At 52.2% G+C, this 13,741-nt stretch carries 8 protein-coding genes; 6 read left to right on the forward strand and 2 right to left on the reverse strand.

Annotation, left to right across the window (positions count from 1 at the left end):
• Window positions 1-86: 86 nt before the first annotated feature.
• The 5 genes from purL (at window position 87) to glnB (ending at window position 8,833) form a co-directional block, all read left to right on the forward strand.
• On the forward strand, window positions 87-3,974 hold the full coding sequence (gene purL / locus DDT52_RS00045) for a phosphoribosylformylglycinamidine synthase (protein ID WP_136154561.1): 3,888 nt from the start codon (window positions 87-89) through the stop codon (window positions 3,972-3,974).
• Window positions 3,975-4,777: 803 nt separating this feature from the next.
• Window positions 4,778-6,214, forward strand: a complete 1,437-nt coding sequence (locus tag DDT52_RS00050; protein WP_136154562.1) for a sensor histidine kinase — start codon at window positions 4,778-4,780, stop codon at window positions 6,212-6,214.
• Between the two features lie 3 nt (window positions 6,215-6,217).
• Window positions 6,218-7,069: a two-component system QseEF-associated lipoprotein QseG gene (gene qseG / locus DDT52_RS00055; protein WP_136154563.1), complete on the forward strand. Its 852-nt coding sequence runs from the start codon at window positions 6,218-6,220 to the stop codon at window positions 7,067-7,069.
• Complete coding sequence (gene glrR, locus DDT52_RS00060; RefSeq protein ID WP_136154564.1) at window positions 7,066-8,403, forward strand: two-component system response regulator GlrR; 1,338 nt, start codon at window positions 7,066-7,068, stop codon at window positions 8,401-8,403. The genes qseG and glrR overlap by 4 nt, the downstream gene beginning before the upstream one ends.
• Window positions 8,404-8,494: 91 nt before the next feature.
• Window positions 8,495-8,833, forward strand: a complete 339-nt coding sequence (gene glnB / locus DDT52_RS00065) for a nitrogen regulatory protein P-II (protein ID WP_052901288.1) — start codon at window positions 8,495-8,497, stop codon at window positions 8,831-8,833.
• Between the two features lie 114 nt (window positions 8,834-8,947).
• On the opposite strand, the gene pemA is transcribed toward glnB, so the two are convergent.
• Both pemA and paeY read right to left on the reverse strand, forming a co-directional pair.
• Complete coding sequence (gene pemA / locus DDT52_RS00070) at window positions 8,948-10,060, reverse strand: pectinesterase PemA (protein ID WP_136154565.1); 1,113 nt, start codon at window positions 10,058-10,060, stop codon at window positions 8,948-8,950.
• An 87-nt stretch (window positions 10,061-10,147) separates the two neighbouring features.
• Window positions 10,148-11,809, reverse strand: coding sequence for a pectin acetylesterase PaeY (paeY, locus tag DDT52_RS00075; RefSeq protein WP_136154566.1), 1,662 nt, complete (start codon window positions 11,807-11,809; stop codon window positions 10,148-10,150).
• Window positions 11,810-12,358: 549 nt separating this feature from the next.
• On the opposite strand from paeY, the gene glyA reads away from it, so the two are divergent.
• The gene (gene glyA, locus DDT52_RS00080; RefSeq protein ID WP_136154567.1) at window positions 12,359-13,612 is read left to right on the forward strand and encodes a serine hydroxymethyltransferase; all 1,254 of its coding nucleotides are present in this window, start codon (window positions 12,359-12,361) and stop codon (window positions 13,610-13,612) included.
• Window positions 13,613-13,741: the final 129 nt, after the last annotated feature.

A 13,741-nucleotide genomic window follows, 5' to 3' on the forward strand; every position in this document is an offset into this window, starting at 1 on the left:
TTCTCTATAATGGCGCGCGTTTCCCCCCTGTAGCGCCCAACGACTGCACTACAGTCAGTGCATCGAAGACGAGAGAACTTTAGATTATGGAAATACTGCGTGGTTCACCTGCTTTGTCGGCTTTTCGTATTAATAAATTGCTGGTCCGTTGCAAAGAGCACTTTTTGCCGGTTAGCGATATCTATGCCGAATACGTACATTTCGCCGATGTCAGCGCGCCGTTGAACAACGATGAACAGGCCAAGCTCACGCGTTTGCTGAAGTATGGCCCCTCTCTCGCTGAACACGAGCCGCAAGGCCGTCTGCTGTTGGTGACACCGCGTCCCGGCACCATTTCTCCCTGGTCCTCCAAAGCGACCGATATTGCTCATAACTGTGGATTGAACAAAGTGCTGCGTCTTGAACGTGGTCTGGCGTTCTATATTCATGCGCCAACCTTGAATGGCGAACAGTGGCGGCAGTTGGGGGATTTGCTGCATGACCGTATGATGGAAAGCGTGTTTGACGACCTGCATCAGGCGGAGAAGCTTTTTTCCCATCACCAGCCTGCGCCATTAAAACGAATTGAAATCTTGTTACGGGGACGTCAGGCGCTGGAAGAGGCGAATGTTCGTCTGGGGTTGGCATTGGCGGAAGACGAAATTGATTATCTGCTGGCGGCCTTCAATAAGCTGGGGCGTAACCCGACGGATATTGAGCTGTATATGTTCGCACAGGCGAACTCCGAGCACTGTCGCCACAAAATTTTTAATGCTGACTGGGTGATTGATGGCGTTGAACAGCCGAAGTCGTTGTTCAAAATGATCAAAAATACCTTTGAGCATACGCCGGACCATGTGTTATCGGCTTATAAAGATAATGCCGCGGTTATGGAAGGTTCTGCCGTAGGCCGCTTCTATACCGATACGCACGGCAAATATGATTACCATCAGGAAGATGCGCATATCCTGATGAAGGTCGAAACGCATAACCATCCGACGGCCATCTCTCCGTGGCCGGGCGCAGCAACCGGCTCCGGCGGCGAGATCCGTGATGAAGGCGCCACCGGTCGCGGCTCCAAGCCCAAGGCCGGGCTGGTGGGGTTCTCCGTCTCCAACCTGCGGATACCCGGTTTTATCCAGCCGTGGGAAGAGGAAGAATTCGGTAAACCGGACCGCATCGTCAGCGCACTGGATATCATGATCGAAGGCCCGCTGGGCGGTGCGGCATTTAATAATGAGTTTGGGCGTCCTGCGCTGACCGGATATTTCCGTACTTATGAAGAAAGGGTGGACAGCCATAACGGTACTGAGCTGCGCGGCTACCATAAGCCGATCATGCTGGCGGGGGGGATCGGTAATATCCGTGCCGATCACGTCAAAAAAGGTGAAATCAGCGTCGGCGCCAAACTGATCGTGCTGGGCGGACCGTCCATGAATATCGGTCTGGGCGGCGGCGCGGCGTCATCAATGGCGTCCGGTCAATCTGATGCCGATCTGGATTTTGCCTCTGTTCAGCGTGATAACCCGGAAATGGAACGCCGCTGTCAGGAAGTGATCGATCGCTGCTGGCAGTTGGGCGAAGATAACCCGATATTGTTTATTCACGATGTGGGCGCGGGCGGCTTATCCAACGCGATGCCGGAACTGGTCAGTGATGGCGGCCGCGGCGGGCGTTTTGAACTGCGTGACATTCTGAATGACGAACCGGGTATGAGCCCGCTGGAAGTCTGGTGTAATGAATCACAAGAGCGTTATGTGCTGGCCGTTGCGCCAGAGCAGCTGGCCCGTTTCGATGAAATCTGTCGCCGTGAGCGCGCACCGTATGCGGTGATCGGTGAAGCGACAGAGGAATTGCATCTGACGCTGAATGATCGTCATTTCAACAATCAGCCGATTGATCTGCCGCTGGATGTGTTGCTGGGCAAGACGCCGAAAATGTTGCGCGATGTTGAGCGTAAGCAGGTAGAAGGCATGCCATTGAAACGTGACAGTATCTATCTGGCCGAAGCGGTGGAACGCGTGCTGCATTTGCCGGTGGTGGCGGAAAAAACCTTCCTGATCACCATCGGCGACCGCACCGTTACCGGTATGGTCGCGCGTGACCAAATGGTCGGGCCGTGGCAGGTGCCGGTGGCGGACTGCGCGGTGACGACCGCAAGTCTGGACAGCTATTACGGCGAAGCGATGTCGATTGGCGAGCGCGCGCCCGTTGCACTGCGCAACTTCGCCGCTTCCGCTCGTCTGGCGGTGGGCGAAGCCTTGACCAACATTGCTGCGACTCATATTGGTCCGTTGAACCGCGTGAAATTGTCCGCGAACTGGATGGCGGCGGCAGGGCACCCGGGTGAAGATGCCGGTCTTTATGATGCGGTAAAAGCCATTGGCGAAGAGCTGTGCCCAACGCTGGGACTGACCATTCCTGTCGGCAAGGATTCCATGTCGATGAAAACTCGCTGGCAGGAAGGCGAAGAAGAACGCACCATGACATCTCCGATGTCTCTGGTGATCTCCGCGTTTGCCCGCGTGGAAGATGTTCGTAATACGGTGACTCCGCAACTGCGTACCGGACAGGATAATGCGCTGCTGCTGATCGATTTGGGCGCAGGCCGCAAGGCGCTGGGGGCTACGGCACTGGCCCAGGTTTATCGCCAACTGGGGCGCGAGACCGCGGATGTCCGTAACGCCACTCAACTGGCCGGGTTCTTTAATGCTATTCAGCAGTTGGTAGCGGATAAAGCCTTGCTGGCGTACCACGACCGTTCCGACGGTGGCTTGCTGGTGACGCTGGCAGAGATGGCGTTCGCCGGACATTGTGGTGTGAATGTCGATGTCGCCACGCAGGGTGAAGATGTACTGGCCACATTGTTTAATGAAGAACTGGGCGCCGTGATTCAGATTCCTGCGTCACGTCGTGCTGAGGTGGAAAGCGTATTGGCCCTGCATGGTCTGGCGGAGTGTGTTCACTATCTGGGGCAGGCAGAAGAAGGCTCTCGCTTCATGATTAAGCGCGGCGAAGAGGTGGTGTACCACGAGAATCGCACCACGATGCGCAACTGGTGGGCTGAAACGACCTGGCAGATGCAGCGCCTGCGTGATAATCCACAGTGTGCCGATCAGGAACATATTGCCAAGCAGGATGATAGCGATCCGGGTCTGAATGTGGTGCTGACCTTTGCGCCACAGGAAGATATTGCGGCGCCGTATATTGCGAAGCAGGTTCGTCCCAAAGTCGCCGTATTGCGTGAACAGGGCGTCAACTCTCATGTGGAAATGGCGGCGGCTTTTCAGCGTGCGGGCTTTGATGCCATTGATGTTCATATGAGCGATTTGTTGGCAGGGCGTCGTGATTTGCAGGACTTTCAGGCGCTGGTTGCCTGCGGTGGCTTCTCGTATGGCGACGTGCTCGGCGCGGGTGAAGGCTGGGCGAAATCCATTTTGTTCAACTCACGCGTGCGTGATGAGTTTGCCGCGTTCTTCCAACGTCCACAAACGTTGGCGCTGGGCGTGTGTAATGGCTGCCAGATGATGTCAAACCTGCGTGAACTGATCCCGGGCGCCGATCTGTGGCCGCGGTTTGTTCGCAACAAATCAGACCGTTTTGAAGCCCGCTTCAGTCTGGTTAAAGTCGAGAAGAGCCCGTCGTTGTTCATGAACGATATGGCTGGTTCCCGGATGCCGATTGCGGTTTCCCATGGTGAAGGCCGTGTTGAGGTCCGCGATGATGCTCACCTGAGTGCGCTGGAACAACACAATCTGGTCGTGCTGCGTTATGTGAATAACTACGGGCAGGAAACCGAAAATTATCCGGCTAACCCGAATGGTTCACCAAACGGCGTTACCGCGATAACCAGCGCCAGCGGCCGCGCAACGGTGATGATGCCGCATCCTGAACGTGTATTCCGCACCGTCAGCAATTCCTGGCATCCGGAAGAGTGGGGCGAGGATAGCCCGTGGATGCGTATGTTCCGTAATGCGCGCAGACAGCTGGGTTGATAATCTGTTGATCATAAAAGGGGCTTCGGCCCTTTTTTGCTATGCGTCATTAATGGAAGTGATGGTGATTAGTGCGCTATAAAAGTCATCCGCCGGGGAGGTTGTCGGGTTTTTGCGACAAACGCAATTCTGGCTGTCGCCAATGGGAGACATTTAACACTATGATTTATATGACTCGGGATTAATTGCAGGAAAGCTGTCTGTTTTTGGCGACATAAATCGTTATTTTATGGAGGATATTATTACCCGCGTCAATTTGTAATAAAAACATGAAGAATAAATGATTAAAAATCAATTAATTATGCTTAATATTGAAAACTGGCATGATATCTGCATAATATAACGTGTTGCTCATTCAACTGGTTATGATTGCGCTGCTGATTGGCAGATATCTTCGCTCATAACACCCGGAATGACGCCAAAAGAAAGGGTGCCTATCGTCCACCAGACCGATAACCGTACGCGAGAGCGGACTTTATCAAACATCGGGCGACACGTTGAGTGAGGCACCGCCTATTCAGTTACGCGGCCAGCGGGAGCGATTCTTCTGGCCGCGTAATGCTAATGTCAGATCGCTTCGCTCTCCTTCTCCGTTAATGAACACACTGATTATTCCTAGTGATACTTTGCTGCGTCTTTTTATCCAGAACTGGAACGCGTTACGCATCTCATAGAGGGGAACTTTATGATAGCGGATTATTTTTCCCGCCACCTGTTGGGCCGCTGCTGCGCAACGTTTAAAAACGTTCCTGACGTTTTTATCAGATTCGGTTAGCATCAAGAGCTGGTTGATAGGTAACGAGATGATTTCTTTGAAACGATGGCGTTTGTTTCCGCGTTCTCTGCGGCAGCTGGTAATCATGGCTTTCTTGCTGGTGCTGTTACCGTTATTGGTATTGGCTTATCAGGCTTATCAAAGCCTGGATACGCTGAGCGAACAGGCGGCGGACATTAATCGAACCACATTAACGGACGCGCGGCGCAGCGAGGCGATGACCAGCGTGGCGTTGGCGATGGAACGTAGCTACCGTCAGTACTGTGTTCTGGACGATCAAACGCTGGCAACGCTGTATCAAAATCAACGTAAACAATACGCTCAAATGCTCGATGCCCATGCGCCAGTCCTGCCGGATCAACGTTATTATCAAACGCTGCGTCAGTATTTAACCCAGCTTGAGGATCTGCGCTGTAATAATAGCGGTCCCGATCGGGATGCCTCCGGGCTGTTAGAGCATTTCTCCCAGGCGAACGGACAGATGGTGCAGATGACCCGCGACGTGGTGTTTTCCCGCGGACAACAACTGCAACAGGCGATTGCTGAGCGTGGCCAGTTCTTTGGCTGGCAGGCGCTGCTGCTTTTTCTGGTGAGCGTGCTGCTGGTTGTACTGTTTACCCGGATGATTATCGGCCCGGTCAATGGCGTCGAGCGTATGATCAATCGGCTGGGCGAAGGGCGCTCACTGGGAAATACCAGTACCTTTAAAGGACCCCGTGAAATTCGCTCGCTGGCACAGCGCATCATTTGGTTGAGTGAACGTCTTTCCTGGTTGGAATCCCAGCGACATGAATTTTTACGACATATCTCCCATGAGCTGAAAACGCCGCTGGCGAGTTTGCGTGAGGGGACCGAGTTGTTGGCCGATGAGGTTGTGGGACCGCTGACCGCGGATCAAAAAGAAGTGGTTGCCATTCTGGACAGCAGCAGCCGACATCTGCTCCAATTGATCGATCAACTGCTGGACTATAACCGCAAGCTTGCCGATGCGCCGACTGAGCTGGAACGGGTAGAGATTGAGGAAGTCGTCGATATTGTCGTGTCGTCCCATAGCTTGCCAGCACGGGCAAAAATGCTGCATACCGATGTCGAACTGGATATTGAGTACTGCTGGGCTGAAACAACGCTTTTGATGCGCGTGATTGATAATCTCTATTCCAATGCGGTGCACTATGGCAGGGAATCCGGTAACATTTGGATCTATAGTCGTCAGATTGGCAATCGGGTACAGATTGATGTTGCGAATAGCGGTACGCCCATTCCTGATGCTGAGCGCGGCATGATTTTTGAACCTTTTTATCAGGGAAGCCATCAGCGTAAAGGCGCGGTCAAAGGCAGCGGTCTGGGCCTGAGCATCGCCCGGGATTGTATTCGCCGCATGCGGGGCGAATTAAGCCTGATATCGGTTGACTATGCTGACGTGTGTTTTCGTATTGAACTGCCCTTAACCTCTGAGAATGAATAAATAATGAATGTATGGTTTACCCGTCCTTGTTCGCAGCGCATTCCGTCTGATGTGTCTTTGAGCCGAGCGCTAAAGGCCGTGGTGATGTTGTCTCCCTTATTACTGACGGCGTGCAATAGCTATGTGAACAGCAGCATATCGTCACCGGGCACGGAGAACCCAACGCCGAAAGGGCAGGTGACAGATTATCGCATCGCACAGTGTGAACACCTGTGGCAAGTGGACGATCGTGAAGCGATGAATAATGCGCTCTACTGGCTGCGCGCGATGGATTGTGCCGGGCGTTTGACCCAATTTCAGGCGCGTGAAGAAGCGCGAAATCTGGAAAGTGGGAGCTGGGAGAATGCCTTCAAGCGGGGAATTTTACTGGACAATGCAGGGATTACCCAGACAGAACGGCATCAGGTGCTGCAACAACTCAATTTATATCGACTGGCTTTTCCTGCCGCATTGAGGCCGTTGGTACAAACCTGGCGCGATCGACAAATTCTGTTTTTGGCATTATCCGATGAGCGGTTGCGTTACAAACGGTTGCAGGAATCCAGCGACAAGCAATTGGATGCCTTGCGTATCCAGCAAAATCACCTGCAATATCAACTTGAAACCACGACCCAGAAATTGGAAAGCCTGACAGATATTGAGCGTCAGCTTTCGTCTCGTAAACAACTGTCGGGTGAGTTGCCTGAAAATGATATCGATCATCGTGGTAACACCGGCGCCGGTCGTGAGAGTGCTCGCGGGAACGCCGTGCAAAAATCGACGGCCGAGCCGGTAAAGGCAGACGACACTTACGTACCGCCTGTGGAATCAGAGACCGGCAAAACCAAGACGAAGAAGGAGCCGAATAACCCATGACAGCGCGCAAACCGGCGAATTTGCTTCTGGTGGATGATGATCCCAGCTTATTGAAGCTGTTGGGAATGCGTTTGACCAGTGAAGGTTTTAGCGTGACGACGGCGGAAAGCGGTCAGGAAGCTCTGAAACTGTTAACCCGGGAACAGTTTGATCTGGTTATCAGCGATCTTCGTATGGATGAGATGGACGGCATGGCGCTTTTTTCGGAAATCCAGCGCTATCAACCCGGCATGCCGGTCATTATTCTTACTGCGCACGGTTCGATTCCTGATGCCGTAGCCGCCACGCAACAAGGTGTGTTCAGCTTTCTTACCAAACCCGTCGATCGTGATGCGTTGTATAAGGCGATTGATGAAGCCATGGCGCTATCTGCGCCGGTAGGTGATGAAAGCTGGCGTGAAACCATTGTGACGCGCAGCCCGTTAATGTTGCGTCTGCTGGAGCAGGCCAAGATGGTGGCTCAGTCAGATGTCAGCGTGTTGATTAACGGCCAGAGCGGAACAGGGAAAGAGATTCTGGCGCAGGCTATCCATGCCGCCAGCCCGCGGGCGAAAAAAGCCTTTATCGCCATTAACTGCGGCGCGTTACCCGAACCTTTACTTGAGTCTGAACTTTTCGGCCATGCGAAAGGGGCTTTTACGGGGGCCGTCAGCAGCCGTGAAGGGCTTTTTCAGGCGGCTGAAGGCGGTACGCTGTTTCTGGATGAGATCGGGGATATGCCGCTGTCGTTGCAGGTCAAACTGCTACGTGTGCTACAGGAGCGCAAAGTTCGTCCGCTGGGCAGTAACCGCGATCTGGATATTGATGTACGGATTATTTCTGCGACTCACCGCGATCTGCCAAAGGCGATGGAAAAAGGGGAGTTTCGCGAGGATCTGTACTATCGGTTGAACGTGGTGAATATGAAATTGCCTGCCCTGCATGAGCGGGCAGAGGATATCCCGCTGCTGGCCAATCATTTGCTGCGTGAGTCGGCGATCCGGCATAAACCGTTTGTACGTACTTTTTCTACGGACGCCATGAAACGGTTGATGACGGCGAGTTGGCCGGGTAACGTGCGGCAACTGGTTAACGTGATTGAACAGTGTGTGGCTTTGACCAGCGCGCCGGTTATCAGTGAAGCGCTGGTGGAACAGGCGCTGGAAGGTGAAAACACGGCATTGCCGACGTTTGTCGAGGCTCGTCATCAGTTCGAGTTGAACTATTTGCGCAAACTGTTGCAGATAGCCAAAGGCAATGTCACACAGGCCGCGCGGATGGCGGGGCGTAACCGGACGGAATTTTATAAACTGTTGGGTCGTCATGAATTGGACGCCAACGATTTTAAAGAATAATGCTAATGGATTGTAAGCCTGGATTCTGACAATCTTATTGTTCGCTGATGCCCGGCTTTGGCCGCAACATAGGTAATACTAAGGTTCTTCGATGAAAAAAATTGATGCGATTATTAAGCCGTTCAAACTGGACGATGTGCGTGAGGCGTTAGCTGAAGTGGGCATCACCGGGATGACGGTAACGGAAGTGAAAGGTTTTGGCCGCCAGAAAGGCCACACGGAACTGTATCGTGGCGCTGAGTACATGGTTGATTTTTTGCCCAAGGTGAAAATTGAGATTGTTGTTGCCGATGATATTGTGGATACCTGCGTGGAAACTATCATGCAGACGGCACAGACGGGTAAAATTGGCGATGGCAAAATCTTTGTCTTCGATGTGGCGCGAGTGGTGCGTATCCGTACCGGTGAAGAAGACGAAGAAGCGATTTAATCGACGGATGAGACGCTGCGTTGATAACGTATCCTCAGTATCATCGCTGTTTGTCTGAAAGTACGAGTCACGTTTTTTGAAGCCAGCCCTTACCGGACTGGCTTCGTCATTTTCTTATTTTATTTGTGGTCCGGCGGGTATCCAGCCATCCAGTATTTTTTCCGCCGTGTATTCAGCGGCCTCTGCATCCGTAAGCTGACGTCGTTGATCGTTTTGCTCTGCACCCGCACCGGTGGATTTATATTCAAAAAAGCGCGAATCCTGGGGGTGGAACCAGATTTTTTCACCTTGCTTGTCTTTGCCTGACATCTTGTCCCAGCCGTAGATATGGTCTTCCATGCTGGTATTTAAAAATACGGTCTGACCGATAGCGTCGGGATCGGCATAGCTCCCATCGTCGAAGGTGGTCGTCGGGTGCCATGGTCGACCTAAACCATAACTTCTCGCGGGAACGTCTTTGCTTTCCCTGATAACCCGGCTGTTGGTAAAGACCAAACCGTATTTTTGCTTAATGTTGGTACTGGGGGCGGTGAGATAGCCCATCGGCTCGTCTTTGATATCCGTGCGGTTGCGAGCGATGATATCGCAATCGTCGAATAATGCGGTACCGTTACCGAAAATGAAATCAACCGTTCCGCTGATTTTGCATGTTGAGAAAAAGCTACGGCCGCCTTTGACATACACCGTGTCCTGATAGCCCGTCAGGCTTACGTCGTGAAAATAGGCGCGGTCGCTATTTTCCGCAACCAACAGAGCAACAGCCTGTGAATCCTTTAACTTGGTTGGATCGTCGTTTGCTTTGGCCTGATTGGCGGGATAGTCAAAATCATTACTGATGGTTAATGAACGGGCGCTAAAGTCAGGCGCATCGACCTTCACCGTATTACTGCCGTAGGTGCCCCATTTATTGCCATCGGCTTTCAGCATCCCGGCGGCGATGGCAGCCGTAATGATGGTGCCCTCGCGACTTTCACCTTCAAGATGAATATTCGGACGGGTGATGGTCAATCTTTCATGATAAACGCCGTTCTTCACATAAATCACGAATGGAGAATTGCCTGGCGGCGCGCTGGCAATCGCTTCGGCAATGGTCTTGAACGATTGGGCTTCGGAGACGCTGCCGGAAGCGGAAACCAGCGCATGATATGAGACTTCCGCCTGCGCCAGCTGACAAGGCGCGGCGACTAACAGGGTTAATGCCAGCGTACCCGAAAAGTGTTTTAACATATCCAGATTCCCGTATTGACAAGTCCACTTGAATAGCGCGCGTTTTCAATCAGAAAAAGCGCGCTGATCCGCTGATTTATTTTATGGTTATTTCTTATGTTTGCTGACCATGTTGTCGGCCAGTATTTTTAATTCCGGCGTCTGCCGTATGGCATCGGCGACAATTTCCGAGACGGCGATGGCCCCTTTTTTCTGGAAATGGGTGGTATCCGGTTTGGTCAGACTGCCGACCTGATTACGATAGAAAGGATACTTTGCAGGATCGACGGCCAGCCAGTATTGCTTCCAGTGGTTGCTGCTGCCCTGATTGGCCAGAGCTATCGTGGCGGGTTCGATATCCAACAGAATGGTTTTGTTGGCACTGGCCGTATCTTTAATGGTTTGGCTGTAGTCACCGACAAAGGCGTATCCATGTTCGCTGTTTTGCTGTGTAAAGTGGCGGTGTACGGCGGGTGTGCCGTCTTTTCCCTCTGCCGTTTGTACCCGGGTGGTCGGGGTCAGCAACACCGGCGTCATTTGATGTTGGCGGGCAAAATTGATGTAACGTTCCAGCGATGTCTGGAATGACATATCAGGTTTACCCTGCGGAGCCTGGCGTTTGCCCTCGGCATTATTGGGATAGGTACACAGGTTGGCTACGTCGGCGGCGCCGCGAACGGGTTTGGCGCTGTTACAGTTCTGGTCGTTATGGCCCATCTGAATAAACAGGAAATCCCCCGCTTGCATCAGCGGCTGCATCTGGCGGAACCAGCCTTCGTAAAAATAGTCACGTGAGCTGCGGCCGGAGCGGCTACCATTGACCACCTTTACCCCGCTGCCTTTTTTGAACTGTTGTTCAAAAACCTGTCCCCATCCCATCCGCGGGAAACGCGCTTTTTCATAGGTTGCGGCAGTGGAGTCGCCAACCAGAAAAATACGGGTTTTCGCTTTTTTGATCTCATCCAGATTCTGGCGGGCAAAGTGGTAATCCAGCGGCTCATAATCTCCATGATCGTTCAGGCCCACGATAGGACGGAAATTGCTGTCGGTCAGCACCGAGTGCCCGGAATAACCGCTATTGTTGTAATAATTACGATTATGATTGATGACCTTGATAATGCTGCTTACCGCTTCCTGCTGTACGGCGGGATAGGTCAGCGGATCGAAATGTGAAGGCGTGCTAATACCCGCCTGCTTCAGTGCGCTATTAAAACCTGCGTGAAAGACGGCATACGCCTTTTTCCACGCCGCCGCGTTCAGTGTGGGTGAGCCGGCATCGTCGGCCAATTGCTGCGGACCGATATAACCAGCGGCGACGGCGACATCAGAAATGATGCGATCGGTTAACGGATTGATATTGGCGATATTATCCTGGCCCGAGTGCAATGATGGCGCCAGCGCCGTCAGGCAGATGGCGCGTGGAATATTGTCGAGCAGGCAATTATTACCGCCGGATTCGATAGCCGTCAGACGTAAAGGCGTGGTCAGCTCGGCAATGTCGATATGGTACTTACCTTGCTCGTCCGTTTGGCTCTGCCGGCGTTGTCCCTGCTGATCCCGGATAATGATGGTCGCGGGGAGATGGATCTCCCGGTGCGTCACCTGGCCGGTGAGGGTGGTTTTTTCTCCCAGTTTGGCACTGGACATGGCCTCAATATGGCTTGGTGATTTGGTAACCTGTACCGAGTTGGATGCTGCCGCGTGTGCCATCATCCAGGGCGTAGAAAACAGCATGGCGCAGGCCATACCCTCAGAAAAACGTTTTAGCATGGTTAGACAATGTCCCTTGTTACATGAATTAAAAAGTGTGTTGAACGGGTTTCGCCTATTGTCGGACAGATATCGTGCGATTTTATAGATTCCGTTGTGTGAAAAATGCTGTTTTTTTATTTTTTATCCGATCGGTAATGAAGCATTCTGAAAAAGACAGAGTAATGAAATTATTATTCATTAAAGGTGAACTGTTATTTCAATAAATTCCGTGTTTTGTGACCCACCTCTTTTTTATCGCTATGCCAGGATTTGAACTGACCAACATGTGAACGCTATCCTTCGTTGTTAAAAATACTCCGGGTATTTTTTATGTCGTGATAATGAGCCAATATGAAAAAAATGCAGACTGAAAATGAAGAAATCTCTGCTTCCCGTAGCGAGCGATAAATCTTCCCAAGCCTTGTGCCGCCTGATGCTAATCGTTTGCGTAAAAACCTCTGTCAAGACCTATCTTCATTAGGGATAAACGGTTTACACTATAGGCCAGTACCCGAATGGGTGATTGTTTCCCCGTATATTTTAAGTTAGCTGAGTCAGGAGATGCGGATGTTAAAGCGTGAAATGAACATTGCCGATTATGATGCCGAACTGTGGCAAGCAATGGAGCAGGAAGTGGTGCGTCAGGAAGAGCATATTGAACTGATTGCGTCAGAAAACTATACCAGCCCACGTGTCATGCAGGCTCAGGGGTCTCAGTTAACCAACAAATATGCTGAAGGTTATCCAGGCAAGCGCTACTACGGCGGCTGTGAGTATGTCGACGTGGTTGAACAACTGGCTATCGATCGCGCGAAGGCGCTGTTCGGTGCAGATTATGCCAACGTACAGCCTCACTCAGGCTCTCAGGCTAACTTTGCCGTTTACACCGCGCTGTTACAGCCGGGTGATACCATCCTGGGGATGAATCTGGCGCACGGTGGTCACCTGACGCACGGTTCTCCGGTCAATCTGTCTGGCAAACTCTACAACGTTATTCCTTACGGCATCGATGAAAGTGGCAAGATCGATTACGAAGAAATGGCCGAGCTGGCTCGTACCCACAAACCAAAAATGATCATTGGCGGCTTCTCTGCTTACTCCGGCGTGGTTGATTGGGCGAAAATGCGTGAAATCGCCGACAGCATCGGGGCTTACCTGTTTGTTGACATGGCGCACGTTGCTGGTCTGGTTGCAGCGGATGTGTACCCGACCCCGGTTCCTCATGCGCACATCGTGACCACCACCACTCACAAAACGCTGGCTGGTCCACGCGGTGGTCTGATTCTGGCGAAAGGCGGCGACGAAGAACTGTACAAGAAACTGAACTCTGCGGTATTCCCCGGTGGTCAGGGTGGCCCGCTGATGCACGTTATCGCGGGTAAAGCCGTTGCGCTGAAAGAAGCGATGGAGCCTGAGTTCAAGGTTTATCAGCAGCAGGTTGCGAAAAACGCCAAGGCGATGGTCGAAGTCTTTCTGGCCCGGGGTTACAACGTGGTTTCCGGCGGCACCAGCAACCATCTGTTCCTGCTGGATCTGGTGAGTAAGAATATCACCGGTAAAGATGCTGATGCGGCGTTGGGCCGTGCGAACATCACCGTTAATAAAAACAGCGTTCCGAACGATCCCAAGAGCCCGTTCGTTACCTCTGGCGTGCGTATTGGTACGCCGGCAGCGACGCGCCGTGGTTTTAAAGAGGCGGAAGTTAGTGAACTGGCTGGCTGGATCTGTGATGTGCTGGATAACATCAATGATGAAGCCACCATTGAACGCACCAAGCAAAAAGTGCTGGATATCTGCGCCCGCTTCCCGGTTTATGCATAATCCCAAATATTTTCCCCGATGGTCATCGTCGGGGAGATATTTCAAAACGTCAGCCTTTGCGCTGGCGTTTTTTTATGCGTGTCGTTTCAGCCGGCCCCTACGGTATAACATTAAAAAATGCGTCTGGCT

The sequence above is a fragment of the Brenneria roseae subsp. roseae genome (assembly GCF_003115845.1).
GTDB lineage: Bacteria > Pseudomonadota > Gammaproteobacteria > Enterobacterales > Enterobacteriaceae > Brenneria > Brenneria roseae.

Excerpts from the sequence above, each read along its gene's own strand:
- purL (WP_136154561.1), top strand. The coding sequence starts at position 87 with ATGGAAATACTGCGTGGTTCACCTGCTTTGTCGGCTTTTCGTATTAAT.
- DDT52_RS00050 (WP_136154562.1), top strand. The coding sequence starts at position 4,778 with ATGATTTCTTTGAAACGATGGCGTTTGTTTCCGCGTTCTCTGCGGCAG.
- qseG (WP_136154563.1), top strand. The coding sequence starts at position 6,218 with ATGAATGTATGGTTTACCCGTCCTTGTTCGCAGCGCATTCCGTCTGAT.
- glrR (WP_136154564.1), top strand. The coding sequence starts at position 7,066 with ATGACAGCGCGCAAACCGGCGAATTTGCTTCTGGTGGATGATGATCCC.
- glnB (WP_052901288.1), top strand. The coding sequence starts at position 8,495 with ATGAAAAAAATTGATGCGATTATTAAGCCGTTCAAACTGGACGATGTG.
- pemA (WP_136154565.1), bottom strand. The coding sequence starts at position 10,060 with ATGTTAAAACACTTTTCGGGTACGCTGGCATTAACCCTGTTAGTCGCC.
- paeY (WP_136154566.1), bottom strand. The coding sequence starts at position 11,809 with ATGCTAAAACGTTTTTCTGAGGGTATGGCCTGCGCCATGCTGTTTTCT.
- glyA (WP_136154567.1), top strand. The coding sequence starts at position 12,359 with ATGTTAAAGCGTGAAATGAACATTGCCGATTATGATGCCGAACTGTGG.